The organism is Nonomuraea sp. NPDC004702 (assembly GCF_053601695.1).
Window position 1 is genome coordinate 67757 of record NZ_JBSGCE010000029.1, and the last position, 24325, is coordinate 92081.

Sequence of the window (24325 nt, forward strand, 5' to 3'; positions counted from 1 at the left end):
GAGGGCGGCCATGACCGAGTCCTACGACCCGCGCCGCACCGCGGTGCTGCTGGTCGATCCGTACAACGACTTCATCTCCGAGGGCGGCAAGGTGTGGCCGCGGCTCGGGCCGGTGGCGCAGGCGATCGGCCTGCTGGACAACCTGCGGGCGGTGATCGCCGCGGCGCGCGCGGCCGGCGTGCGGGTGGTGTTCGTCCCGCACCGCCGCTGGCAGCCGGGCGACTACGAGAGCTGGGCCCATCCGAACCCGACGCAGCACGGCATCCAGGAGCGGCACACCTTCGCCCGCGGCTCGTGGGGCGGGGAGTTCCATCCCGACCTCCAGCCGGAGGAGGGCGACGTCGTCGCCGCCGAGCACTGGGCGCAGAGCGGGTTCGCCAACACCGACCTGGACCTCCAGCTGCGGCAGCGCGGCGTCACGCACGTGGTGGCCGTGGGCGTGCTGGCCAACACGTGCGTCGAGTCCACCGGGCGGTTCGCCATGGAGCTGGGCTACCACGTGACGCTGGTGCGCGACGCGACCGCCGCGTACCTGCCGGAGATGTTGCACGCCGCGCACGAGCTCAACGGCCCCACCTTCGCCCACGCCATCCTGACCACGGAGAACCTGGTCGCGGCCTTCTCACGGGGCTGACCGGGCCGAGCCGGGGCTCGGGCGGGCGGGGCGGGTGGCCGTCCAGTAGGACCGGGCCGTCCCGGCGGCCAGGCCGGCCACGACGAGCCCGATGATCCCGTGGTACCAGCGCCAGCCGACGCCGAGGCCGACGAACCCGTCGAGGATCATGATGCCCGCGCCTCCGCCGAGCGCCGCCAGCATCACCGCCAGCACGGCGAGCATCGCGGCCCGCGGCAGCCGGCGGCCCGCGGCGGTGACGGTGGCCACGGCGACACAGGCCCCCAGCACCCCGGAGGCCGCCGCGACCCCCTGCGCGAGTGACGGGTCCAGGAAGTAGCGCGCGGCCTCGGCCGCCGGGACGGGCGGCCCGCCGGGGAAACCGAGCCTGCCCTGGACGGCGAAGACGGCCTTGCCCGCCGCGTACCCGAGCATCAGCGCCGCAAGCCCGTACGCGGGCCAGCGCCGCGGGTGATGAGAGTCGACCATGCCCGCAACGCTAGGGACCGCCCGGCGCCCGCCCCTCCCCACTGCGCGCGAACCTCCTCCCCCGTCAGAGGGATCCCCCCCGCCTTCCGTGCCGGCGAGGGGCCCGAGATTCGGTGGCCGGAATTCATGCCATTCTTCTTCCGGAAATTCGGGGCTATCGTTTCGCCATCTCATGGATTCAATGTCCGGACATATCCGTTTCCGGCGTTAATTCATTCCTATGGAGGTGGCTTCATGCCCTCACGGCTATGGAGAATCGCGGGCGCGCTCGCGCTCGCCGTCCCGTTCACAGTGGCCGCACCGGCCGTGGCGAGCGCGGCGGACCCGCCGTCGGTGGTGATCGACTCCGCCGAGCCGGCCCCCGGCCTGATCCGGCTGACCGGCCGCTTCACCACCGCCTACGACGTGTCCGTCGTGGTGGACGGCGAGCGCGTGGACCGGGCCGAGGTCACCGACCCGGACGCCGACGACAGCGGAACCTGGTCCTACGACCTCGACACCGCCGCCCTGGACGGCGAGATCGAGGTCTACGCCAAGGCCACGGCCGCCGACACCCGCTACGGCGCCTGGTCGCCGCCGCTGACCCTGCGCGTGGACAATCCGCAGGTCAGGGCCCCGCGCGTGGCGATCGCCGAGCCCGCCGACGGGGCCCGGCTCACTCGTCCCACGCCGGTCCGGGTGGACGTGGCCGGCGCGGACGTGCGCTCGGTCCGGGTCCGCGTCAACGGCGGCCCCTGGCAGCCCGCCGCCGGCGCGCGAGGACGCTACGTCACGCTGCTGAACCCGGCCAGGTACGGCGACGTGATGGCGAGCCTGGAGGCCGAGGCGGTGGACGCGCGCGGCCACGTGTCCAGGTCGTCCACCACGTACGTGGCGCTCGGCGCGGCGCGCGGGCAGGCCCCGGTGCCGCACCGGCAGGACCGGGCGATGTGGATCTGGGAGAAGGCGTCCTACAACCTGGTGCTCAACCCGGGGTCGCGCCGCCTGCTGGAGACCGTCCTGCCCGCCGGATCGACGCTCTACCTGGGCGTGGACACCTACGCCGGACGCGACATGATCGAGGACGCGCGTCCAGAGCTGCGTGACCTGGTGGCCTGGGCGCACGGCCGGGGCATGAAGGTGCACGCCACCGTCGCCGGCGGGACGCGGCCGCCGTACCTGGGGGCGCTGTCCCGCTACCGCGAGCGGGCCGTCGGGGAGATGGAACGGGTGCTCGACTACAACCTGTCCTCCAGGCCGGCGGAGCGGTTCGACGGGATCAACGTGGACATCGAGCCGTACAGCCTGCCCTGGTTCACCAGCGGCAAGCCCGACGTGCAGATCCAGTGGCTGGACACGCTGCGCGCGATGATCGCCCGCCGGGACGCCTCCGGGCAGCCGCTGCTGTTCGGCCCGGCCGTGCCGCGCTGGCTGGACACCTCCGCCTGCTGCACCGGCATCACCTACGGCGGGACCACCCGCACCCTGGCCGAGCACGTCCAGGACCTCAGCGACTACATCGCGATCATGGACTACCGCGACCAGGCGGACGGCGGCGCCGGCATCATCGCGCAGGCGGCCGGCGAGCTGGCCTACGCCGAGCGGATCGGCAAGCCGCTGTCGGTGGTGGTCGGCGTGGAGACGCTGGACATCGCGACCAGCGGCGACCCCTCCACCATCACCTTCCGCGAGGAGGGCAGGGACGTGCTGGAGGCCGAGCTGGCCAAGGTCTCCCAGGCGTTCGCGGGCAGCCCGGCCTTCGCCGGGATCGCGCTGCACCACTACGACTCCTACCGGGAGCTGCCCACGGTCTGGGGGCCCTCGGCCAGGTGGCCCGAGCCGCCCGCCGACTCCGGGCCGCCCACGGGCGTGGCCTCGCCGCCGCGGGCCGTGGCGTTCGACCACGCCACGGTGGACCTGACGTACGGGCGGGCGCGCGACGACACCGAGGTCGCCCACTACGAGGTGCACCGCTCGACCGAGGCGGGCTTCACCCCCGGTCCCGGCACGCTCGCCGGGAAGGCCCGCGGCCTCACCCACACCGACACCGGCCTGCTGCCCGCCACCACCTACCACTACCGGGTCGTGCCGGTGGACGTGGCCGGTCACCGCGGCCCGCCCTCGGCCCCGGTCACCGTGACGACCGGCGCGAGCGGCCTGCGGCCCATGGTCGTGCAGTCGGCGGCGGTGACGGTGGAGGGCGGCGCGGCCCGCGTGCGGCTGCGCGTGGTGGACCTGGAGAGCGGGCAGCCGGTGGCCGCCACGGTCCGCGGGCGGTTCACCTTCTCCGCCGGCCGCTACGTGACGGTGACCGCGGGCGCCGACGGCTGGGCCACCGCGACGTCGGAGGCGCTGAAGCAGCCGACCGGCGAGGTGGGCTTCGCCGGTCACCGCCTGACCGCCGCGGGCCACTACTGGGCCGCCGCCTACGACCGCGACAAGGACGTCACGGCCCGATGGTGACCCCCAGTGGGAGGGAATTCATTCCTAATATGCCGCGAATAACGGAGTGAATTTAGGGTTGACATTGCTTTGGAATGGCGAGAAGAATCCCGTTATGGAGCCACCTGAAGGAATGAATTCCCTCCCCAGGGGAAGGCGATTCCGCACCCTCGCGGCGCGCCTGCGGCAGGAGATCGTGCAGGGCCGCTGGCCGGTCGGCGGCCGGCTGCCGACCGAGTCCGAGCTGGCGCAGACCTACTCGGTCGGGGTCAACACCGTGCGCCGCGCGGTCGACCTCCTGGTCGAGGAGGGGCTCGTCCGGCGGCGGCAGGGGTCGGGCACCTTCGTGACCAGCTCCGTCACCCCGGGGGCCAGGCCGCGTCTCATCGGCGCGCTCGTCCCGTCGAACACCTACTACTTCCCGCAGGTCGTGCAGGGCATCGAGCGGGCGGCCACCGCCGCCGGCGTGCAGCTCGTGCTGGCCTGCTCCAACTACGACCCCGACGTCGAGGCCGGGCAGATCCAGCAGCTCGTCGACGTCGGCGTGGCCGGTCTGCTGCTGGTGCCCAACCTGCACCTCGCCGCCGACCCCGACGCCCACCTGGCCCGCCTGCGCGGGCTGCCCGTGCCGTACGTGCTGGTGGAACGCCGCCCGGCCGACCCCCGCCCGGCCGACCCGACCTCCTACGTCTGCACCGACGTGCACGGCGGCGGCTACGCGGCGGTGCAGCACCTCAGCGGGCTCGGCCGCAGCCGGATCGGCTACCTCGGCCGCATCGGCACCGCCAGCTCCGAGCAGGTCTTCGCGGGATACCGCCAGGCCGTCGCCGACCTCGGGCTTCCGGAGATCCCGGAGGCCGTGGCCAGGCAGCCCGTCTGGACCGGCCCCGACATGCTGGCCTACGCCAACACGCTGGTCGCCGAGAAGGTGCGCGCGGTGGTGTGCCTCGGCGACCGCGAGGCCACCGCGCTGCTGCCCTACCTGCGCCGGGTCGGCCTGACCGTGCCCGACGACATCGCCGTCGTCGCCTACGACGACGAGGTCGCCGACCTGTCGGAGGTGCCGCTGACCGCGGTCTCGCCGCCCAAGGCCGAGGTCGGCCGGATGGCGACCGAGCTGCTGCTGCGCCGGATCGAGCTCGGCCCCGCCGCCCCCGTCTGCCGGGTCGTGCTCCAGCCCCGCCTGGCCGTCCGCGCCTCCTGCGGAGCCGCCTCCGGCAGCCTGGTCGAGGTCCGCGTCCCGACGTGACGGCGGCGTCCCCCTCACCCCCCTTCCCCCCTCTTCGTTCCTGTTGGAGGACCCAATGAGAGTGCGCGTGCTCGCCGCTGCCGCGGCGGCCGTCCTCACCGTGGCCGGCACGGCGTCGTGCGGCGGCCCGGCCGACGACTCCGGGACGGTCACCCTGAAGCTCGGCTTCTACGCCGCCGCGGGCGACCCGGCCGACACGACCATGCGGGAGCTCGTCAAGGAGTTCACGGCCGCCAATCCGTCGATCAAGGTGCAGCTGGAGGTCGCGCCGTACGTCAAGTTCTTCGAGCGGCTCAGGACGCAGATCGCCGGCGGCCAGGCGCCCCAGGTGTGGCTGTCGGACGGCGTGCTCGTGCAGGAGTTCGCCGCCCGCGGCGCGCTCGCCGACCTGAGCGACCGGGTCAAGACGGTCAACGCCGCCGACTTCTCCGGCATCGAGCTGAACCGCGACGCCCAGGGCCGGGTCTTCGGCTTCCCCCAGGGCGCCCAGACCCCGGTGCTCTTCTACAACAAGAAGCTGTTCGCCGAGGCCAAGGTGGCCGAGCCGACGGCCGAGTGGACCTACGACGACCTGGCCGCCGCGGCCAAGAAGCTCACCAAGGACGCCAACGGCGACGGCAAGCCCGACACCTACGGCTTCCGCGCGTACTCCCCGGGGTTCACCGAGAGCTGGTGGCCCATCGTCAAGGCGTTCGGCGGCGACGTCGTCAGCGACGGGGGCCGCAAGGTCGTCGTCGACAGCCCGCAGTCCACGGCCGCGCTCGACTGGATGCTGCGCGCCATGGGCAAGGACGGCTTCGCCCCCGACTACGTGACCACCGAGGCCATGGGCAAGGGCGTCGTGCACACGCTGTTCGCGACCGGCCGGGTCGCCATGTCGTACGGCATCTACGCCCGGACGCTGCCCGCCGTGAGCGCGGGCGTCGACTTCGGCGTGGCGCCGCTGCCGAAGGGCCCGGCCGGGCGCGGCAACGTCGCCATCGTCAACTCCTGGGTGGTCGGCAAGGGCGCCTCCCCCGCGCAGGCCGACGCGGCGTGGAAGTGGATCACCTTCTTCTCCGGCGAGGGCCCGCAGCGCAAGTGGGCCGAGCTGGGCGAGGCGATCCCGATCAACAAGAAGGTCGCCGCCACGGCCCTGCCCGCCGACCGCGGCCCGGTCTTCCTGGAGTCGCTGGACGCGGCCACCGACCTCGGCACCAACGCCGTGTGGTCGGAGTACACCGAGGCGCTGGCCAAGCGCATGAACGAGGCCCTGTCGGGCGCCACGCCGGTCGCCACCGCGCTGCAGACCGGGCAGAAGGAGGCCCAGGAGGTCATCGACCGCTTCTACGCCGGGAAGACGCAGTGACGGTGCTCACCAGGCGCTCCGGGCAGGTGGCCGCCGAGCCGCGGCCGCCCGCCCGGCGGCGGCGGACGGGCGAGCGGGCCTGGGCCTTCGCGTTCGCCTCGCCCTACCTCCTGCACCTGGTCGCGCTGGCCGCCTGGCCGCTGCTGGCCTCGCTGTTCTTCAGCATGACCGAGTACGACCTGATGTCGGCGCCGAGGTTCGTCGGGTTCGGCAACTTCACCCGGCTGTTCGGCGACCCGGTCTTCTGGCGCACGCTGGGCAACACCGCCTACTTCGCAGTGCTGTTCGTGCCGGCGCAGACGGCCCTGGCGCTGGCCCTGGCGGTCGCGCTCAACCAGCGGCTGCGCGGCATGGCGCTGTTCCGCGCGGCCTACTTCGTGCCGGTCGTCTCCTCGTGGGTGGTCGTCGCCTACGTGGCCGACGCCGTCTTCAACCCGCAGACCGGCATCGCCAACCAGGTGCTCGGCTTCCTCGGGCTGCCGGCCGAGAACTGGTTGCAGGATCCGGCGCTGGTGATCCCCACGCTGGCAGCGGTCGCGGTCTGGAAGGGCGTCGGCTACATGACGGTGCTCTTCCTGGCCGGCCTGCAGGCCATCCCCGAGGAGCGCTACGAGGCCGCCAAGATCGACGGCGCGTCGGCCTGGAACCGGTTCCGCTACATCACCCTGCCGGGCATCTCCGGCACCACGTTCCTGGTGCTGGTGCTCACCTCCATCGAGACGCTGCAGTCGTTCGAGCAGGTCTTCGTGATGACCGACGGCGGGCCGCACGGCGCGAGCGAGCTGACCGTGCTCTACCTCTACCGGCAGGGTTTCCAGTTCTTCCAGATGGGCTACGCCTCGGCCGTGGCGTGGGTGCTGTTCGTGCTGGTGCTCGCGCTGACCCTGGTGCAGTTCCGGCTCCAGCGCAGGTGGGTGCACTATGCGTAAGACCGTCTCGTACGTGCTGGTGCTGGCGGGGGCGGCGGTCATGCTGCTGCCGTTCGCCGCGGCGCTGGGCAACTCGCTCAAGAGCTTCGCCCAGTACATCCAGGTGCCGCCCGCGTGGATCCCCGACCCGGTCCAGTGGGACAACTACGCCGAGGTGTGGCGGCGCACGCCGTTCGGGCTCTACCTGGCCAACAGCCTGGTGATCGCGGTGCTCGCGGTGGCCGGGAACGTGCTGACCAGCGCCATGGTCGGGCACTCCCTGGCCAGGATGCGGCTGCCGGGCAAGCAGGCGCTGCTGACGATGGCCCTGGGCACGATGATGTTGCCGACCGTCATCACGATCGTCCCGAACTTCCTGCTGTTCCGCTCGCTGGGCTGGCTGGACTCGATGTTGCCGCTCATCGTGCCGTACTGGCTGGCCACGCCGATCGGCATCTTCCTGATGCGGCAGACGTTCCTCGGCATCCCCAAGGACTTCGAGGAGGCGGCCGGCCTCGACGGCGCCAACCCCTGGCAGGTGTTCTGGCGCATCCACCTGCCGCTGGCCAAGCCCGCCCTGGCCACGCTCGCGGTCTTCACCTTCACCACGTCGTGGAAGGCCGTGCTGGAGCCCACGATCTACCTCACCTCGCCGGAGAACTACACGCTGCCGGTCGGCGTGCTGAGCCTGAAGGGGCAGTTCGTCGGCAACGACCAGCTGGTGACGGCCGCGGCGATGATGAGCCTGCTGCCGATGCTGGTGGTGTTCGTGCTGGCCCAGCGTTACTTCGTCCGCGGAACCATGTCCGCGGGTCTCAAGGGCTGACCAGAGCCCATGTCCGATCCGGAAAGGAAATCGTGACCACAACATCCGGGCTGCGCCTGGGCGTCATCGGCGCGGGCACCATCGCGGAGTTCCACGTGGCCGCCGCCCGCCAGAGCGCCGGGCAGGTGAAGGTCGCCGCGGTGTGCGACGTCCGGGCCGAGGCGGCCGAGAAGCTGGCCGCCGAGGCCGGCGCCCGCGTCTTCACCGACCACCGGACGATGCTCGACGCCGGCGGCCTCGACGCGGTCGTGATCACCGTGCCGCACGCGCTGCACGCCCCGATCACCCTCGACGCCGCCGCGGCCGGGCTGCACGTGCTCGTGGAGAAGCCGATCGCCACCACCCGCGAGGACGCCGTCCGCATGATCGAGGCGTGCCGGGCGGCCGGCGTGGTGTTCGCCGTCGGGCACGTGCTGCGCTTCGTCCCGATGCTGCGCGCGGCGGCCGGGTTCCTAGCCTCGGGCGAGCTCGGCCGGGTCGTGGTGGCCGCCGAGCGGCGCACCGCCGACTACGCCGATCCCACGCGCCCCCGCTGGTTCCTCGACGCCGACATGGCCGGCGGCGGCATCGTGCTCAACGTCGGCACGCACAGCATCGACAAGCTCCAGATGCTGGTCGGCTCGCCGATCGCGGAGGTCACCGCGCACGTCGCCGGGCCCGCCGGCGGGTCGGTGGAGACCGAGGCGGTCGCCCTGGCCCGGCACGCCGACGGCACCCGGTCGACGATCTCGGTCACCGGCACCGGCCTGCCGTTCACCGACGAGGCGGAGATCGTGTGCGGCGAGGGCGCGCTGCGCATCAGCCGCGGCGAGGGCGTCTGGTCCTTCCGGCGCGGCGTCGCCACGCAGGTCGCCGCGCCCGGCATCGGCGAGATGGCCACCGCGTTCGCCGCGCAGCTCGCCGACTTCGCGCGGGCCTGCGCCGGCCGCACCGCCCCCGAGGTCACCGCCGAGTACGCCCTGTCGGTCCTCGACGTCGCCCTGGCCGTCTACGAGTCCGCCCGCCGGGGCTCCACCGTCACAGTGAAGGGACAGTCATGAACCCGCTCGCGTTCAGCACGCTCGGCATGCCGGGCGCACCGGCCGAGGAGGTCGTCGCCACCGCCGCCCGGTACGGCTGCGCCGCCGTCGAGCTGCGCTGCGCCGAAGGTGAGATCGTCGCGCCGGACACCCCCGACGCCGAGCTGCGCTCGATCGCCCGGACGTTCGCCGCTGCCGGGATCGGGATCGTCGCCGTGTGCTCCTACACCCGCGTGGCCCGGCCGGACGGCGACCCGGTGGCCGAGGTGCTGCGCCACGTCGAGATCGCCGAAGCGCTCGGCTCGCCGTACGTGCGGGTCTTCGGCGGGGTCGAAGGGCAGGACGACCCGGCCGCCGCCGCGACTCGGAGGCTCGCGGACGTGGCCGGTCGGCTGCCGGACAACGGCGTGGACGTGCTGCTGGAGACGCACGACGTGTTCCTGACGGGCCAGGCGGTCGCCGATGTGCTGGCCGGGGTCGGCTCGCCGCGCGTCGGCGCGCTGTGGGACGTGGTCAACCCGTGGCGGGCCGGCGAGAGCGCCGCGGCCACCGCGGACGCGCTGGGCCCGTACCTGCGGCACGTGCAGATCAAGGACGCGGCCTCGCCCGCCGACCTCGCGCCGGTGCTGCCGGGCAAGGGCGCGGTGGGCGTGCCGGGCGTGCTGGCCGAGCTGGACCGGATCGGCTACGCGGGCTTCCTGGCGCTGGAGTGGGAGCGCGCCTGGTACCCCGACGCGGCGCCCGTCGGCGAGGCACTGGCCGCCTTCCGAACGGTGCTGGGACGGTGATCCCCCTGGCCGCCTCGGTACACCGGGGCGAGGGAACGTTCCAGCCCGGCGTGCGCGCGCCGGTCCGCGGGCCGCACGCCGCCCTGGCCAGGGAGCTGCTCGGACCGGCCACCGGCGGCGACGCCCCCGGCGAGATCGAGCTGCGGCTGGCGCCGGACCCGTCGCTCGGCGCGGAGGGCTACACCCTCGACGTCACCCCGGAGCGGGCGATGATCGCCGCGGCGGACGTCGCCGGCCTGCGCTGGGGCGTGCAGACGTTGCGCCAGCTCGACGGCCCCGGCGGCGTGCCCTGCGGGACGGTGCGCGACGTGCCCAGGTACGCCTGGCGCGGCGTGATGATCGACGTGGCCCGCTGGTGGCGTCCGATGTCCTTCCTGCGCTCGTACGTCGACCTGCTGGCGTTGCACAAGTTCAACGTGCTCCACCTGCACCTGACCGACGACCAGGGCTGGCGGTTCGAGGTGCGCGCGCACCCGCGGCTGACCGAGGCCGGGGCCCGCCGCGCCGAGTCGCCGGCCGGGCACGCCCGCGAGGGCCGGTTCGACGGCGTCCCGCACGGCGGCTTCTACACCCAGCGGGAGCTGCGCGACCTGGTGGCCTACGCGGCGGCGCGCGGCGTGAGCGTGGTGCCCGAGATCGAGTTCCCCGGCCACTCGCAGGCCGCCATCGCCGCCTGCCCGTGGCTGGGCCACCCCTCCGGGACGCCCGTCCAGGTGCGGACGTCGTGGGGCATCTCCTCCCACGTGCTCAACGTGGGCGAGCGGGCCGCCGGGTTCGCCCGCGACGTGCTCGACGAGCTGTGCGAGGTGTTCCCGTCCCGGTACGTGCACATCGGCGGGGACGAGGTGCGCGCCGGCGAGTGGGCCGCCGACCCCGAGGCGGCCCGGCGGGTCGCCGAGGCCGGGCTCGACGGGCCGCGGGCCCTGCTCGGCTGGTGGGGCCGGCTGCTGGCCGGGCACCTGCGCGGGCTCGGCCGCCGCGCGGTGGCCTGGGACGACATGCTCGACCACGACCCGCCCGAGGACATGGTGATCATGGCCTGGCGGGGCGTGGACCGGATCGAGGCGGCCCTGCGCGCCGGGCACGACGTGGTCGCCGCGCCGCACACGCACACCTACCTCGACTACGCCGAGTCCGACGCCCCGGGCGAGCCGGTCAGCATCTCCGGGCCGCTCCCCCTGGAGACGGTCTACGGGTACGACGCCGGCGACTCCGTGCTCGGCCTGCAGGCCCAGCTGTGGGGTGAGTACCTGCCCACCAGGGAACGCTTCGACCACAACGCCTTCCCGCGCCTGTGCGCCGTGGCCGAGGCCGCCTGGTCGGCGGGCCGCGACCTGGGCGGCTTCACCCGGCGGCTGGCCGATCACCTTCCCCTGCTGGACCGGATGGGCGTGGCCTACCGGCGACCCGAAGGAGCCCCGCGTGTTCACCTCTGAGCAGGAGCTGGAGGACCGGCTGGCCACCCCGTCGGCCGCGCTGGCCGCCGACGTCGCCGGGCTCGACGGCGACCTCGTCGTGCTCGGCGCGGGCGGCAAGATGGGGCCGAGCCTGGTCCGGCTGGCCAGGCGGGCCCTGGAGGCGGCGGGCCGCGGCTCGGCTCGCGTGTACGCCGTGTCCCGCTGGTCGGACGGCCGGGCGGCGCGGGCGCTGGCCGACGAGGGCGTCGAGGTGGTCGCCGCCGACCTGATGTCCGGCGGCGACCTGGCCGGGCTGCCGGACGCGGCCAACGTCGTGTTCATGGCGGGCGCCAAGTTCGGCACGTCGGCGGCGCCGTACCAGGCGTGGGCGGTCAACGCGGCGCTGCCGGCCGCCGTGGCCAGGCGCTACCGCGACTCGGCGATCGCGGTGTTCTCCACCGGCAACGTGTACCCGCTGGTGGACGTGGCCGGCGGCGGCAGCGCCGAGGAGGACCGTCCGGACCCGGTGGGCGAGTACGCGATGAGCTGCCTGGGCCGGGAGCGCGTCTTCGAGCACGCCGCCGCGGCCTACGGCACCAGGGTCGCGATCCTGCGCCTGAACTACGCGGTGGACCTGCGCTACGGCGTGCTGGCCGACCTCGCGGCCACCGTGGCGGCGGGCGAGCCGGTGGACCTCACCACCGGGCACGTCAACGTCGTCTGGCAGGGGTACGCGAACGAGGTCGCGCTGCGGTCGTTGCGCCACGCGCGCGCCCCGGAGGCGTTCACCCTGAACCTGACCGGCCCGGAGACCGCCTCGGTGCGGCGCACGGCGGCCCGGCTGGCCGCCGCGATGGGGACGAGGGCGTCCTTCACCGGCGGCGAGAGCGGCACCGCGCTGCTCAGCGACGCCTCGCGCTGCCACGGCCTGTTCGGCTACCCGGACGTGCCGCTGGACACCCTGATCGGGTGGCAGGCCGGCTGGCTGTCGCGCGGGCTGCCCCTGTCGGGCAAGCCGACCAAGTTCGCGGTACGCGACGGGAGGTTCTGAGATGTCGATCGGCCTGCTGCGGGAGGGGACGGTCATCCCCGCCCACCCGCTGGCGCTGACCGCCGGGCGCACCCTGGACGAGCGCCGCCAGCGCGCGCTCACCCGCTACTACCTGGCCTCGGGGGCGGGCGGGGCGGCCGTGGCGGTGCACACGACGCAGTTCGAGATCCGCCGGGCGGGGCTGCTGCGGCCGGTGCTGGAGCTGGCCGCCGAGGTCGTGGCGAAGGAGGCGGGGCGGCCGTTCGTCATGGTCGCGGGCGCGTGCGGCGACACCGCCCAGGCCGTGGCGGAGGCCGAGCTCGCCGCCTCGCTGGGCTACCACGCCGTGCTGCTGTCACCCCAGGTGCCCGGGGCGGGCGAGCCGGAGCTGCTGGCGCGGGCCAGGGCGGTGGGCGAGGTGCTGCCGGTGATCGGCTTCTACCTCCAGGAGGCGGTGGGCGGACGCCGGCTCGGCCCGTCGTTCTGGCGGTCGCTGAGCGAGCAGGAGTCGGTGGTGGCGATCAAGATGGCGCCCTTCGACCGGTATCGCACGCTCGACGTGGTCAGGGCGGTGGCGGCGTCCGGGCGCGGCGACGACATCGCGCTCTACACCGGCAACGACGACAACATCCTGGCCGACCTGCTCTCCCCCGTCGCGGGCCGCCGGATCGTCGGCGGGCTGCTCGGCCAGTGGGCGGTGTGGACGCGGGCGGCGGTGCTCATGTTCGGCGAGGTGCGCCGGGCGTGGGCGGGGGACGACGAGGTGCTGCGTTCCCTGCTGGCCCGCGCCGGCGACCTCACCGACGCCAACGGCGCGGTGTTCGACGTGGCGGGCGGCTTCCGCGGCTGCATCGCCGGGGTGCACGAGGTGCTGCGCCGCCAGGGCCTGCTGGCCGGGACGTGGTGCCTGGACCCGGACGAGGACCTGTCACCGGGGCAGGCCGAGGAGATCGCGCGGGTGCGCGCGGCCTATCCCTGGCTGGTGGACGACGACTTCGTCGCCGCACACCTGGACGACTGGCTGCGCTGAGCCGGGAACCGGGAGCCGGGGCCGGGGCGCGCGTCCCGGCCCCGGTTTTCGTTGGTCAGACGGTCCAGTGGGCCGTGGACAGGGCGCGGACGGCGTTCTCGTCCACCTCGACGCCGAGGCCGGGGCCGGTGGGCACCAGGGCCGTCCCGTCCGAGACCTCCACCGTCGGGCCGCCGACGTACGCCGAGTGCACGAACTGGCGGCCGTTGAGGTCGACCGGGGTGTCCACGCCGAACGCCGCGAACAGGTGCAGCGAGGCGGCGAACCCCAGGTCGGTGTCCGTCAGCCCCGAGCCCATGATGCGCAGCCCGGCGTCCTCGGCCAGCTGGCACAGCCGGCGCGACAACGTCAGCCCGCCCGACCGCTGCACCTTGGCGATGGCGATGTCGACGGCGTCGAGCTTGACGAACGTGGCCAGGTCGGAGGGGTGGCGCAGGCTCTCGTCGAGCGCGACCGGGAGCGGGCTGTGGTCGCGCAGGCGGCGCAGCCCGGTGACGTCGTTGGCGGGCAGCGGCTGCTCGAACGCCGTGACGTCCAGGTCGGCCAGCCGGCGGGCCATGCGCAGCGCGCCGTCCACGGTGTAGGCCTGGTTGGCGTCCACCCACAGCGGGGCGTCGGGGGCCGCCTCCCTGACGGCGGCGACGACGGACAGGTCCGTCGCCTCGTCGTGCAGGCCCACCTTGACCTTGAACGCGTGGTAGCCCTCCGCCCGCCCCTCCTCGACCGCCTGCCGCACCTCGCCGGGCGTCTGACCGGCCACGATCCAGCCGAGCGTGATCCGGTCGCGGCGGCGCTGGCCCCACAGCACGCCGACGGGCACCCCGAGGGCCCGGCCGAGCAGGTCGTGCAGGGCGATGTCGAGCGCGGACTTGGCGATGGGCGACCCGATCGTCAGCCCGCGGTTGATCACCTTCTCGTAGGCCGCGCAGGCGCCGTCCAGGTCCCAGGCGGGGCGGCCGAGGAGGGCGGGGGCCAGGTAGCCGGCGATCGTCGTCGAGATCGACTCCACGGTCTCGTACGTCCAGGCGGGCGTCGGCGTGGCCTCGCCCCAGCCGGTCACCCCGCCGGCCGTCACCTTGACGAGAACCCGCTCGGCGGGCTTCCCCTCGGTGGTGACGTTTCCCCCTGAAATGCTGAACGAACGGATGGACGGCAATTCCACGACGAATATCTCAATACGCTCGACGACCAGCGATTTCATCATTCTCCAATGAGCAGGAATTCATGCTTACCCGAGCATTTAAGCCTCCCGAATCTAGCACGCCGGATTTGATTCCAGAATCAACGGCAGGAATTCATTCGGCCCTTTCGCCGGGGTCTCCTGGCCGCATCCGGACGTTGACCGGCGGCCCGCCCGGGCGCAGGCTTCGGTGGTCCCCACTTCTCCCGTTCACGACGAGGTGATCGTGATGGCCGGAACCCGTCCCGCTCTTCCGGACGCGACCAGCGACAGCTTCCTGGCCGAAGCACTGAACGAGGCCAACGCCTACCGCGCCAAGCACCACGCGCCCCCCATGGAGATGGACGCCAAGCTCGTCGAGTACGCCAAGGAGCGCGCGTCCTCGCGCTCGGAGTACGCGAAGCTGTCGGCCGGCCACGACGGCCTGCGCGACACCACCGGCGAGAACATCTTCTGGGGCATGTCCTCCGGCTCCACGCCGAAGACCGCCGGCGACGCCGTGACCGCCTGGTACAACGAGATCGCCGACTACAACTGGGCGAACCCGCCGGGCGACCCGGCCAAGACCGGCCACTTCAGCCAGCTCGTCTGGAAGGACAGCAGGAGGGTCGGCGCGGCCCGCGTCGCCGGCCAGGGCCCCGACGGGTTCGAGACCTACATCGTGTTCGTCTTCGAGAACCCGGGCAACTACGAGGGCGAGTACCCCCAGAACGTCCTGCCCGCCTGACGACGGGCCGGTCAGGGGGCGGCGAGGGCCCCCTGACCACCGGCCGCCTGACCACCGGCCGCCTGACCACCGGCCGCCGGCCGGCGCAGGACGGTCACGGGTCGGACGGCCCGGGCCGGGCGGTCACGGGTCGGTGCCCTGGGAGGCGACGTGGTCCTCGTCGAAGATGTCCCCCGCCGAGATCACGATCCGCGGGTCGGGCACGCCGACGACCTCGTCGTCCTTGTCGTCGTAGTCGAAGAGGCTGAGCACGTGGCGCATGGCCTCCAGCCGGGCGCGTTTCTTGTCGTTGCTCTTGATGACGGTCCAGGGCGCCGACTCGGTGTCGGTGTGCAGGAACATGTCCTCCTTGGCCTGGGTGTAGTCGTCCCATCTGCGGAGGGAGGCCAGGTCCATCGGCGACAGCTTCCACTGCCGCACCGGGTCCACCTGGCGGATGATGAACCGGGTGCGCTGCTCGGCCCGCGAGACCGAGAACCAGAGTTTGACCAGGTGCAGCCCCGAGTCCACCAGCAGGTCCTCCAGGCGGGGCACCTGCTCCATGAACTCCAGGTACTCGTGCACGTCGCAGAAGCCCATGACCCGCTCGACGCCCGCCCGGTTGTACCAGGAGCGGTCGAACAGCACGATCTCCCCGTTGGCCGGCAGGTGGGCGATGTAGCGCTGGAAGTACCACTGGCCGCGCTCGCGCTCGCTCGGCTTCTCCAGCGCGACCACCGTGGCGCCGCGCGGGTTGAGGTGCTCCATGAAGCGCTTGATCGTGCCGCCCTTGCCGGCCGCGTCGCGCCCCTCGAACAGCACCACCAGCCGGCGGCCGGTGGCCTTGATCCAGTACTGCAGCTTGAGCAGCTCGATCTGCAGCAGCCGCTTGTCCCGCTCGTAGATCTCCCTGGACAGGCGCTCGTCGTAGGGGTAGTGCTGCCGCCAAGTGTCCACCGGCCGCCCGTCGGCGCGCATCAGCACCGGATCGTCGTCGTCGCCGTCGTCCACCCACAACCCGGGAGTGGTGTCGAGCAGTTCGCTGTGCTCCGCGGCCGCCAGGGGGGCGAGGACCACGGGCTGCTCGTCGCCTGGACCGGTCATGCGGCCCGCGACCGGATGTTCGCGTTCATGGCGTCCTCTCTTCACCGGATGCGGCCGGCTAATCGTGCCGGCGGGCCCTATTCAGGGAAATCCCGCGGGCCGTTCAGCTCGTTGCTCCCAGGCGGGCGCGTACCTGGACGAGCAGGTCGTGCGGCAGGGGGGCGTAGCCGTACAGGGCCAGGTAGGACTGGCCGGCGTCGCCGGCGGCGTAGCCGAGGAAGGCGCGCGCCAGCGGGTCCGCCCGGCCCGCGCAGATGATCTCGTACGTGACCTGCACGATCGGGTAGGCGCCGGGGACCGGCCGCCTGTGGTCGAACGTCAGCACCAGCCCGCGCTCGCCGCTCTCGACCGTGGCGCCCTGCAGGGCCTTGCTGGCGCTCTCCGGCGACAGCGCGACGAACTCCCCGGCGGCGTTGCGCACGTCCGCGGTGCTCAGGCGGGCGCTGCCGGCGAAGCCGTACTCGACGTAGCCGATGGAGTCCCTGGTGTGCTGGAGCACCTGGGTCATGCCGCTGGAGCTGGTGACGCCCTGGCCGGCGCCGGTCCACGTCCTGGACGGCTGGTGCGGCCAGCCGCCGGTCGCCCGCAGGAACTCGGTGAGGTTCTGGGTGGTGCCGGACTGGCCGGAGCGGTGGAAGACGTGGATGCGGGTGCCCGGAAGGGGTTGGCCGGGGTTGTCGGCGGCGATCTCCCGGGCGTTCCACCTGGTGAGGCGCCCGGTGAAGATGCCGGTCAGGGTCGCCGGGGACAGCCGCAGGCCGGGCACGGAGGTCAAGTTGTAGGCCACCGCGACCGGGGCGACGACCATCGGCAGGTGCTCGGCCCGGCCGCCGCAGCGCCGGTCGGCCCGCGCCTGCTCCTCCGGGATCATCGGCACGTCCGAGCCGGCGAACGCGCTGCGGGCCGCGATGAAGTCCTCGATGCCGCGGTCGGAGCCGTTGGCCTCGTAGACGACGCGCAGTTCGGGGTGGACGCGCTGGAACTCGCCGCTCCAGGCGTCCATGGCGCCCTTCTGCGCGGTCGAGCCCGAGCCGTGCAGCCACGCGACCACCGGCTCGGGAGCGGCGCCGTCCTCGCTGCTCATGCTCAGGAACACGGCCCCGGCCGCGGCGGCGGCCCCGCCGGCCAGAACGAGCACGGCGACCAGGACCGACTTGGCCGTCCATGTCAGCCTTGCCATTGCACAAGGCTATGAACCGGACGCGTCCGGACCCGTCATCCCTTGGTCAAGCCCTCGGACACGAAGGGTTACCTTGTCGCCAAGCCGTCCGGTGTCCCGTCGGCCGCGGCGGCCAGGAGGCGGGCCAGCTCGACCGGCTGGGTGAACATGGGCCAGTGCCCGGAGTCGAGGTCGACGAGGTCGAGGTGCTTGACCCGGGCCAGCTCCGCGTCGTCGCCGTCGTCGATCCACTCCCGTGCCTGCGCGGGGCTGAACTCGGGGCACACGACGACGGCCGGCACCCCGAACCGCCGCTCGTCCGTCAGCCGCACCACGCCCTTGGCCACCCCCTCGGGGACGGGGACCGCGGCGGCGGCGAACCTCCGCCTGGCCTCCTCGTCGAGGTCGGCCGCGTCCGGCCCCTCGAAAGGCGCCCATCCCGGGAACGGCACGACGCCGTCCACGGCCTCGAAGAAGTCGGCGTAGGCAGCGCCGTCGGCGGCGGGGAAACCGCCGATGAAGGCGACCTTGCCCACCTTGTCCGGCCGTGCGTCGGCGGCCAGCCAGGCCAGCGTGCAGGCGGCGGAATGGCCGGCCACCAGAGGTGTTCCGTCCGCCGCGGCCACGGCGGCGAGCACGGCGGCCACCTGGTCGGCGAGCGTGGCGGCGGCGTTCCCGTCCCCCTGGCCGGGGAGGACGACCGGCACGGGACGGTGGCCGAGCGCCTCGATCGCGGGCGTCACCTCGTCCCAGGCGGACGCGTCGAGCCAGAGGCCGCCGATGAGCAGGATGTCCATGTCAGTCTTCTTTCTCCAGTGCGTTCAGGTCGCGTTCCGCGTAGAGCCGGTGTTCCCATTCCTCGTGCAGGACGATGTGCAGGCACTCCTTGAGGGGGAATCGGGCCAGCCGCGGCCAGCCGGGCTCGTCGCGGGTGACGTGTGAGGCGAGCAGCTCGGGCGTGAGCGAGGCGACGACCCGGCCGGCCATCGCCCGGCGGTCCCGGCGGACGGCGAGCACCTCCGCCAGCGGCGGCCGGGCCGCCCGGTCCCACGGGACGCCGTCCCAGCCGGGCGCCTCGTCCCACGGCAGGTCGAGCGGGTGCCACGGCGAGGGGTCGCCCAGGATCATCCGGCCGATCCAGGCGGCCGAGGCGAAGTTGAGGTGCCGCAGCGTCTGGACGAAGGACCATTCGCCGTCGACGCTCCGGTGCAGCGCCGCCTCGGGGAACGTCGCCGCGCGGGCGAGGGTGCCCGCCCACAGACGGTCCAGGATCGCCCACGCCTCGCCGAACCCCTCGGGTTCGTCGGGGCGCATCCGGGCGCGTTCGGGCATGCGGCGGTTCAGCTCGGCCTCGACGAGAGGGGCGATGTCCACGCCGTTCACCACGACGTTCCGCAGCTCGCCGCTGATCTCGACGTCGACGAGCTCGGCGCCGCGCACCCGCACGCCGGACAGGTCGGCCGCGCGCACGCGGACGTCGCGCACGCGCAGCCGGGTGAACGTGGCCCGCCGCACGCTCACGTCTTCGACGTGCGGGTCTTCCCGGGAGTCGGTCATGACGCCACACGGTAGGCGGTATTCCGGACGTTCTACTTCCGGTACCTGCCGGAACCGCTCTAATCTGCTCGGGTGCCGACCGAACTCAGCCCCACCGCGCGGGCCCTGCGCGCCATGGAGGTCCTCCGGCAGCGTCCCGGCGTGACGGCCGGGGAGCTGGCCGCGGCCCTGGGCGTGACCGAGCGCGCCGCCCGCCGGTACGTCGGGATCCTGCGGGAGGCGGGCATCCCCGTCGAGTCGGCCAGAGGCCCCTACGGCGGCTACCGGCTCGGCCGCGGCACCAGGCTGCCGCCGGTCGCCTTCACCGAGCCCGAGGCGCTGGCCCTGGTCATGGCGGTGTTCGACGGCCAGCCGGCCGCCACCGACCCCGACGACCTGGTGGGCGCCGCCCTGTCCAAGGTCATCCGGGCCCTGCCGGAAGGCGTCGGACGGCAGGCCGCCGCGCTGCGCGAGCACGCCTCCGCCGCGCCCGACCGGTACGCGGCCCGTCCCGGCGTCGCCGTGACCAGCGCGCTGGTCGCCGCGTCCGCGGCCCGGCGGCGCGTCCGCATCGCCTACCGGAGCGGATCGGGCACGGAGTGGGAGGCCGAGGTCGATCCCTGGGCGGTCGTCGTCCGGTACGGGCGCTGGTACCTGCTGTGCCACTCCCACCGCGCCGGCGCGATCCGCACCTACCGGGTCGACCGCGTCCGGGCCGTCCACGAGACCGTCCACGGCTTCCGGCCGCCCGACGGGCTGGACCCGGTGGCGGCGCTGGAGGAGAACCTGGGCGCCGGATGGGCGTACGCGGCCCGCGTGGTCTTCGGCGCGCCCCTGGCCGAGGTGGCGCCCTGGGTGCACCCGCCCATGGGACGGCTCGAACCGCATGACGAGGGCTGCGTGCTGGTCGGCAGCACGGGCAACCCGGCCATGTACGCCCAGGAGTGGCTGCCGGCCGTGCCGTTCGCCTTCCGCGTCGAGGGCGGGCCGGAACTGCGCGCGGCGGTCGCCCGCCTGGCCGCCCGCCTGGCCGCCGCGCTGCCCGGCTAGGCCGCCGCCCGCCCGGCCGTACGGTGCCGGCGGACGCGCGCGCCGAGGATCAGGGCGGCCAGCACGGACGCCGCCGCCGAAGCCAGCAGGATCGCGCCCTTGGCCTGCGTCAGGTGGGCCGGCCCGGTGTAGGAGAGCTCGGCGATCAGCAGCGAGACGGTGAAGCCGATGCCGCCCAGCACGCCCACCCCCGCGATGTCGCTCCAGCCCAGCCGCGGATTGAGATGGGCGCTGGTGAGGCGCGCGGTGAGCCAGGCGGCGCCGACGATGCCGAGCGGCTTGCCGGCCAGCAGCCCGGCCAGCACGCCCCACGTCACGGTCCCCGTCCAGAAGCCGCCCGCCCCCGACAGGGAGATCCCGGCCGACAGCAGCGCGAACACCGGCAGCACCACCCCGGCGCAGAACGGCCGCAACGCGTGCTCGGCGCGCTGCGAGGGCGGCTCCTGCTCGCCGGGGCGCGGGCTGGTGCGCATCAGCAGGCCCATCGCGACGCCGGCGATGGTGGCGTGCACCCCGCAGGCGTGCACCAGCGCCCAGATCAGCACGGCGAGCGGCCCGTACAGCAGCCACGCGGGCAGTGCGCGGCGCACGGCGGTGACCGCCCGGCCCCGCCCGTGCTGCAGGTACGCCCACACGCCCAGCGCGGCGGCGGCCCCGGCCAGGGCGGCGAGGTTCAGCCCCGAGGTGTGGCCGACGGCGATCACGACGACCGCGCACACGTCGTCCACGGTCGCCAGCGTCAGCAGGAACGTGCGCAGCGGGGCGGGCAGGCCGCGGCCCACGACGGCCAGGACGGCGAGCGCGAAGGCGATGTCGGTGGCCATCGGCACGCCCCAGCCGCGGGCCGCCTCGCCCGGCGCGGCGGCGTTCACCGCCAGGAACAGCAGCGCCGGGACCACCACGCCGCCGAGCGCGGCCACCACGGGCAGCGCGGCGCGGCGCGGGTCGCGCAGCTCGCCGTGCACGAGCTCCTGCTTGAGCTCGTTGCCGACGATGAAGAAGAACACCGCCAGCAGCCCGTCGGCGGCCCACGCCTGCGCGCTCAGGCGCAGGCCCAGCCACTCCGGGCCGAAGGACCACGTGCGCAGGGCCTCGTAGGAGCCGGCGAGGGACGAGTTGGCCCAGGCCAGCGCGGTCAGGGCGGCGACGATGAGCAGGACGCCGCCGACCGCGTCGGAGCGCAGGGCAATGATGATCCGCGAGGAGGCAGACATGAAGGGAGAACTCCAGGACGGTACGGGTAACGATCGGGCCGCCCGATGCGCGGCCCGGGCCTCATGGCGACCCGCGCACCCGGATCACGTACGGGGGCGGGCGCTCAGCGGCCCTGCGGCGGGCGGATGCCCGCGATCACGCCCCACGTGCTGACGTAGCCGTTCGTGCCGACCGGACGGAACTCCAGCGGGCGCAGCGGGCGGCCGTGCCGCTCGCGCGCGAGGTGGAGGCAGGAGCGGAAATGGAAGCAGGAGCGGAATTCGCGCACCTTGCCTCCCCTTTGTCCAATCGTGTCCCCCTCCTACCCTACAAGTTCCCGCCGCCCCTTGAATCCGGTACCCGGGTACGGGGTTACCGTCGGGACATGACCGCAGACCTGCCCCTCTCCCCCGGCTGGACGCCGTCGGCCTGCACGCTGCCCACCGCCGGACGGCCGCTGCGGGTGGCCGAGTTCGACGAGCTGTTCGCGCGCTCGGTGCGCTCGGTGCGCCGCCCCGCGCCCGACCGGCTGGAACTCGACCTCGCCCCCGACGGCCCCGGCGCCGACGCTTCCGGCGTGGCCGCCCGTGCCGCCGGGCTGGCCGTCCGGGAGAACGCCTGCTGCTCGTTCTTCACCTTCACCCTCACCATCGGGGGCGGCGGCCTGACGCTGGCGGCGACCGTGCCCCCGTGGCACACCGGCGTCCTGGACGCCCTCCAGGCCAGGGCCGGGGGACGGCCCGCGTGAGCCCCGAGGAGCCGTACCTGCGCAGCGGGCAGGTGGCCGCGCGGGCCGGGGTCAACCTCCAGACCCTGCGGTACTACGAGCGCCGCGGCCTGATCGCCGAGCCGCGGCGCAGCCCGGGCGGGCACCGCGCGTACCCGCCGGGGACCGTCGCGCTGCTCACCGTGATCAAGGCCGCCCAGCGGCTCGGCTTCACCCTCGACGAGATCGCCGCGCTGATCGGCGCCGGCCGCCGCGGCCACCCCACGGCCGGCCTGCGCGCCCACGCCCAGGCCAAGATCGACGAGATCGACGCGAGGATCGCCGACCTGGCCACCGTACGGGAGTCGCTGACGCGGGTGGTCGCCGCCGGCTGCGACAGCCTGACCGGCTGCACCGGCCCCGGCTGCCCCCTGCCCGCCGCCGCCCTCGCGGATGCGGTGTACTGACCGTCATGACGATGATCCGCTCACTGCTGCTGTTCGCCCTGGCCGCGCTCGCCGAGATCGGCGGCGCCTGGCTGATCTGGCAGGGCGTGCGCGAGCAGCGCGGGCTGCTGTGGATCGGCGGCGGCGTCGTCGCCCTCGGCCTGTACGGCTTCGTCGCCACCCTCCAGCCGGACGCCAACTTCGGCCGCATCCTGGCCGCCTACGGCGGCGTCTTCGTCGCCGGGTCCCTGGTGTGGGGCATGGTCGCCGACGGGTTCCGCCCCGACCGCTGGGACGTCATCGGCGCCCTGATCTGCCTCGTCGGCGTCCTGGTCATCATGTACGCCCCCCGCGCCTGAGCCCGGCCCCGGGGCGCGCGTCCCCCATGACGCGGCGCATGTCGGCGACGGCCCGCAGCGTCCCGCGCAGGGTGCCGGTCACCTTCGAGCGGCCCGCGCGGGGCAGGTAGTCCACGTCCGTCTCGCCGATCCGCCAACCGGCCGCCGCGGCGCGCAGCACCGTCTCCAGCGGGTAGCCGAAGCGGCGGTCGGCCGTCCCGAGCGACAGCAGCGGCACGCGGGCGGCCGCCCGCATCGGCCCGAGGTCGCGCAGCGCCACGCCGGTGCGCCGGCGCAGGCTCCTGGCCAGGACGGCGTTGCCCAGCCGGGCGTGCCCGGGCCAGACGCCGGCGCCGCGCGGCCGCCGGCGTCCGAGCACGAGGTCGAGCTCCCCGCCGAGGACGGGCCCGGCCACCCGGGGCAACTGGGCGGGATCGAGCGAGGCGTCGGCGTCCATGAAGCAGACCAGGTCGGCGGAGGAGGCCAGCAGCCCGGCGTGGCAGGCGGCCCCGAACCCGCGCACGGGCTCGGCGACCACCCGCGCCCCGAGCTCGCGGGCGACCCGCGCCGAGCCGTCGGTGGACCCGTTGTCGACGACGATCGGGCGGTAGCCGGCGGGCATGCGGCCGAGCACCCAGGCGAGCGCGGCCTCCTCGTTCAGGCAGGGCAGGATCACGTCGATCGTCATGACCGGGCGAACTCCGCCATCCCGGACTCGAACCCGATCGCGGCGCGGAAGCCGAGCTCGGCCTCCGCCCGCCGGGGCGAGGCGACGACGTGCCGGACGTCGCCCAGCCGGTAGCCGCCGGTCACCCGCGGGCCGGGGCCGCCGCACCCGGCGGCGAGCACGCGGGCCATCTCCCCCACGGTACGCGGCGCGCCGGAGGCGATGTTCCAGGCCCTCAGCCCGCCGGGCGGCAAGGACGCGGTCAGGGCCGCGAGGTTCGCCGTGGCCACGTCCCGCACGTGGACGAAGTCGCGGAGCTGGCGGCCGTCCTCGAACACCGCCGGTGCCCGGCCGGCCCGCAGCGCCGAGCGGAAGATCGCGGCGACCCCGGCGTACGGGGTGTCGCGCGGCATGCGGGGCCCGTAGACGTTGTGGTACCGCAGGGCCGCGACGGTCCCGCCGGTCTCCCTGGCCCAGTTGGCGGCCAGGTGCTCCTGGGCGAGTTTGCTGGAGGCGTAGGCGTTGCGCGGATCGGGCGGGGCGTCCTCCTCGATGGGCGCCCAGCGCAGGGGCTCGCCGCAGCGCGGGCAGGGCGGCTCGAACCGGCCGCCGTCCAGATCGTCCGCGGTCCGCGGGCCGGGCCGGACGTCGCCGTGCGCGGCGCAGGCGTAACGTCCCTCGCCGTAGACGACCATCGAGGAGGCCAGCACCAGCCGGGTGATCCCGTGCCTGGCCATGGCGGCCAGCAGCACGGCGGTGCCGAAGACGTTGACGCAGGCGTAGGCGGGCAGGTCGGAGACGTCCACGCCCAGGCCCACCTTGGCCGCCTGGTGCACGACGGCCTCGACGCCGGGCAGCAGCGCGTCCAGGGCCTCGGCGTCGCGCACGTCCGCGCCGGTCCGCATGTCGAGGCCGACGACGTCGTGACCCGCCGCCTCCAGTGCCTCGGCGACGTGGCCGCCGATGAAACCGGCCGAGCCGGTGACCATCACTCTCACGCCGCCGACGGTAACCGCCGGGCCGGGCGGACCGAAGCCGCGTTCGCGGTTCGTAAGGGTTCTTACGAACGACGAACGTGAACCGCCGCGGCGGCCCCGGACCGGCCTGCGGATGCGAGGCTG

General features: G+C 74.0%; 26 protein-coding genes. 16 read left to right on the forward strand and 10 right to left on the reverse strand.

The window, feature by feature from the left end:
• Positions 1 to 10: 10 nt before the first annotated feature.
• Complete coding sequence (locus tag ACWEJ6_RS30895; protein WP_452428282.1) at positions 11 to 634, forward strand: cysteine hydrolase; 624 nt, start codon at positions 11 to 13, stop codon at positions 632 to 634.
• On the opposite strand, the gene ACWEJ6_RS30900 is transcribed toward ACWEJ6_RS30895, so the two are convergent.
• Positions 623 to 1102, reverse strand: a complete 480-nt coding sequence (locus tag ACWEJ6_RS30900; protein ID WP_452428284.1) for a hypothetical protein — start codon at positions 1100 to 1102, stop codon at positions 623 to 625. The genes ACWEJ6_RS30895 and ACWEJ6_RS30900 overlap by 12 nt on opposite strands.
• 234 nt (positions 1103 to 1336) lie before the next feature.
• Here ACWEJ6_RS30900 and ACWEJ6_RS30905 point away from each other — a divergent pair, with 234 nt between their 5' ends.
• The 10 genes from ACWEJ6_RS30905 to ACWEJ6_RS30950 all read left to right on the forward strand — a co-directional run bounded on the left by ACWEJ6_RS30905 (position 1337) and on the right by ACWEJ6_RS30950 (position 13118).
• On the forward strand, positions 1337 to 3544 hold the full coding sequence (locus tag ACWEJ6_RS30905; RefSeq protein WP_452428286.1) for a hypothetical protein: 2208 nt from the start codon (positions 1337 to 1339) through the stop codon (positions 3542 to 3544).
• Positions 3545 to 3656: 112 nt separating this feature from the next.
• Positions 3657 to 4772 carry a GntR family transcriptional regulator gene (locus ACWEJ6_RS30910; RefSeq protein ID WP_358293382.1) on the forward strand — a complete coding sequence of 372 codons (1116 nt, stop codon included), beginning with the start codon at positions 3657 to 3659 and terminating at the stop codon, positions 4770 to 4772.
• A gap of 55 nt (positions 4773 to 4827) precedes the next feature.
• Entirely contained in the window at positions 4828 to 6120 is a 1293-nt protein-coding gene (locus ACWEJ6_RS30915; RefSeq protein ID WP_452428288.1) for an extracellular solute-binding protein, read from the forward strand.
• Positions 6117 to 7049 (forward strand): carbohydrate ABC transporter permease, encoded by a 933-nt coding sequence (locus ACWEJ6_RS30920; protein ID WP_358293385.1) that lies wholly within the window; start codon positions 6117 to 6119, stop codon positions 7047 to 7049. The genes ACWEJ6_RS30915 and ACWEJ6_RS30920 overlap by 4 nt, the downstream gene beginning before the upstream one ends.
• On the forward strand, positions 7042 to 7854 hold the full coding sequence (locus ACWEJ6_RS30925) for a carbohydrate ABC transporter permease (protein ID WP_352328343.1): 813 nt from the start codon (positions 7042 to 7044) through the stop codon (positions 7852 to 7854). Before ACWEJ6_RS30920 ends, ACWEJ6_RS30925 begins: the two co-directional genes overlap by 8 nt.
• A gap of 32 nt (positions 7855 to 7886) precedes the next feature.
• On the forward strand, positions 7887 to 8894 hold the full coding sequence (locus ACWEJ6_RS30930; protein WP_452428291.1) for a Gfo/Idh/MocA family protein: 1008 nt from the start codon (positions 7887 to 7889) through the stop codon (positions 8892 to 8894).
• Positions 8891 to 9661 (forward strand): sugar phosphate isomerase/epimerase family protein, encoded by a 771-nt coding sequence (locus tag ACWEJ6_RS30935; RefSeq protein ID WP_352353965.1) that lies wholly within the window; start codon positions 8891 to 8893, stop codon positions 9659 to 9661. Before ACWEJ6_RS30930 ends, ACWEJ6_RS30935 begins: the two co-directional genes overlap by 4 nt.
• Positions 9658 to 11097, forward strand: coding sequence for a beta-N-acetylhexosaminidase (locus tag ACWEJ6_RS30940; protein WP_452428293.1), 1440 nt, complete (start codon positions 9658 to 9660; stop codon positions 11095 to 11097). Before ACWEJ6_RS30935 ends, ACWEJ6_RS30940 begins: the two co-directional genes overlap by 4 nt.
• Complete coding sequence (locus tag ACWEJ6_RS30945; RefSeq protein ID WP_397164075.1) at positions 11084 to 12109, forward strand: NAD-dependent epimerase/dehydratase family protein; 1026 nt, start codon at positions 11084 to 11086, stop codon at positions 12107 to 12109. The genes ACWEJ6_RS30940 and ACWEJ6_RS30945 overlap by 14 nt, the downstream gene beginning before the upstream one ends.
• A 1-nt stretch (position 12110) precedes the next feature.
• Positions 12111 to 13118 carry a dihydrodipicolinate synthase family protein gene (locus ACWEJ6_RS30950; protein ID WP_452428296.1) on the forward strand — a complete coding sequence of 336 codons (1008 nt, stop codon included), beginning with the start codon at positions 12111 to 12113 and terminating at the stop codon, positions 13116 to 13118.
• 55 nt (positions 13119 to 13173) lie between these two features.
• Here the strand turns inward: ACWEJ6_RS30950 and ACWEJ6_RS30955 are convergent, their stop codons facing one another.
• Entirely contained in the window at positions 13174 to 14280 is a 1107-nt protein-coding gene (locus ACWEJ6_RS30955; protein WP_364334226.1) for a mandelate racemase/muconate lactonizing enzyme family protein, read from the reverse strand.
• 247 nt (positions 14281 to 14527) lie between these two features.
• On the opposite strand from ACWEJ6_RS30955, the gene ACWEJ6_RS30960 reads away from it, so the two are divergent.
• Positions 14528 to 15025, forward strand: coding sequence for a CAP family protein (locus ACWEJ6_RS30960; protein ID WP_387670088.1), 498 nt, complete (start codon positions 14528 to 14530; stop codon positions 15023 to 15025).
• Positions 15026 to 15148: 123 nt separating this feature from the next.
• Here the strand turns inward: ACWEJ6_RS30960 and ppk2 are convergent, their stop codons facing one another.
• From ppk2 to ACWEJ6_RS30980, 4 genes are all read right to left on the reverse strand, one after another.
• A complete protein-coding gene (ppk2, locus tag ACWEJ6_RS30965) occupies positions 15149 to 16108 on the reverse strand; it encodes a polyphosphate kinase 2 (protein ID WP_358293419.1) in 960 nt (319 codons plus the stop codon).
• A gap of 103 nt (positions 16109 to 16211) precedes the next feature.
• On the reverse strand, positions 16212 to 17288 hold the full coding sequence (pstS, locus tag ACWEJ6_RS30970) for a phosphate ABC transporter substrate-binding protein PstS (RefSeq protein WP_452428298.1): 1077 nt from the start codon (positions 17286 to 17288) through the stop codon (positions 16212 to 16214).
• Between the two features lie 68 nt (positions 17289 to 17356).
• Complete coding sequence (locus ACWEJ6_RS30975) at positions 17357 to 18064, reverse strand: alpha/beta fold hydrolase (RefSeq protein WP_452428300.1); 708 nt, start codon at positions 18062 to 18064, stop codon at positions 17357 to 17359.
• A gap of 1 nt (position 18065) precedes the next feature.
• The gene (locus ACWEJ6_RS30980) at positions 18066 to 18824 is read right to left on the reverse strand and encodes a DinB family protein (protein WP_452428302.1); all 759 of its coding nucleotides are present in this window, start codon (positions 18822 to 18824) and stop codon (positions 18066 to 18068) included.
• A gap of 72 nt (positions 18825 to 18896) precedes the next feature.
• Here ACWEJ6_RS30980 and ACWEJ6_RS30985 point away from each other — a divergent pair, with 72 nt between their 5' ends.
• Positions 18897 to 19853 (forward strand): helix-turn-helix transcriptional regulator, encoded by a 957-nt coding sequence (locus tag ACWEJ6_RS30985; RefSeq protein ID WP_452428304.1) that lies wholly within the window; start codon positions 18897 to 18899, stop codon positions 19851 to 19853.
• Here ACWEJ6_RS30985 and nhaA read toward each other — a convergent pair.
• Positions 19850 to 21067, reverse strand: coding sequence for a Na+/H+ antiporter NhaA (gene nhaA / locus ACWEJ6_RS30990; protein WP_452428306.1), 1218 nt, complete (start codon positions 21065 to 21067; stop codon positions 19850 to 19852). The genes ACWEJ6_RS30985 and nhaA overlap by 4 nt on opposite strands.
• Before the next feature lie 104 nt (positions 21068 to 21171).
• Positions 21172 to 21336 carry a hypothetical protein gene (locus ACWEJ6_RS30995; RefSeq protein WP_452428308.1) on the reverse strand — a complete coding sequence of 55 codons (165 nt, stop codon included), beginning with the start codon at positions 21334 to 21336 and terminating at the stop codon, positions 21172 to 21174.
• A 96-nt stretch (positions 21337 to 21432) separates the two neighbouring features.
• Between ACWEJ6_RS30995 and ACWEJ6_RS31000 the strand changes: the two genes are divergently transcribed.
• The 3 genes from ACWEJ6_RS31000 to ACWEJ6_RS31010 are packed head-to-tail and all read left to right on the forward strand — an operon-like array spanning position 21433 to position 22558.
• Positions 21433 to 21795, forward strand: coding sequence for a hypothetical protein (locus ACWEJ6_RS31000; RefSeq protein WP_452428310.1), 363 nt, complete (start codon positions 21433 to 21435; stop codon positions 21793 to 21795).
• Entirely contained in the window at positions 21792 to 22220 is a 429-nt protein-coding gene (locus ACWEJ6_RS31005) for a MerR family transcriptional regulator (RefSeq protein WP_387670114.1), read from the forward strand. Before ACWEJ6_RS31000 ends, ACWEJ6_RS31005 begins: the two co-directional genes overlap by 4 nt.
• 5 nt (positions 22221 to 22225) lie before the next feature.
• On the forward strand, positions 22226 to 22558 hold the full coding sequence (locus ACWEJ6_RS31010) for a YnfA family protein (RefSeq protein ID WP_352353939.1): 333 nt from the start codon (positions 22226 to 22228) through the stop codon (positions 22556 to 22558).
• Here the strand turns inward: ACWEJ6_RS31010 and ACWEJ6_RS31015 are convergent.
• Positions 22536 to 23225: a glycosyltransferase family 2 protein gene (locus ACWEJ6_RS31015; protein WP_452428313.1), complete on the reverse strand. Its 690-nt coding sequence runs from the start codon at positions 23223 to 23225 to the stop codon at positions 22536 to 22538. The genes ACWEJ6_RS31010 and ACWEJ6_RS31015 overlap by 23 nt on opposite strands.
• A complete protein-coding gene (locus ACWEJ6_RS31020; protein WP_452428384.1) occupies positions 23222 to 24193 on the reverse strand; it encodes an NAD-dependent epimerase/dehydratase family protein in 972 nt (323 codons plus the stop codon). Before ACWEJ6_RS31020 ends, ACWEJ6_RS31015 begins: the two co-directional genes overlap by 4 nt.
• Positions 24194 to 24325 lie beyond the last annotated feature (132 nt).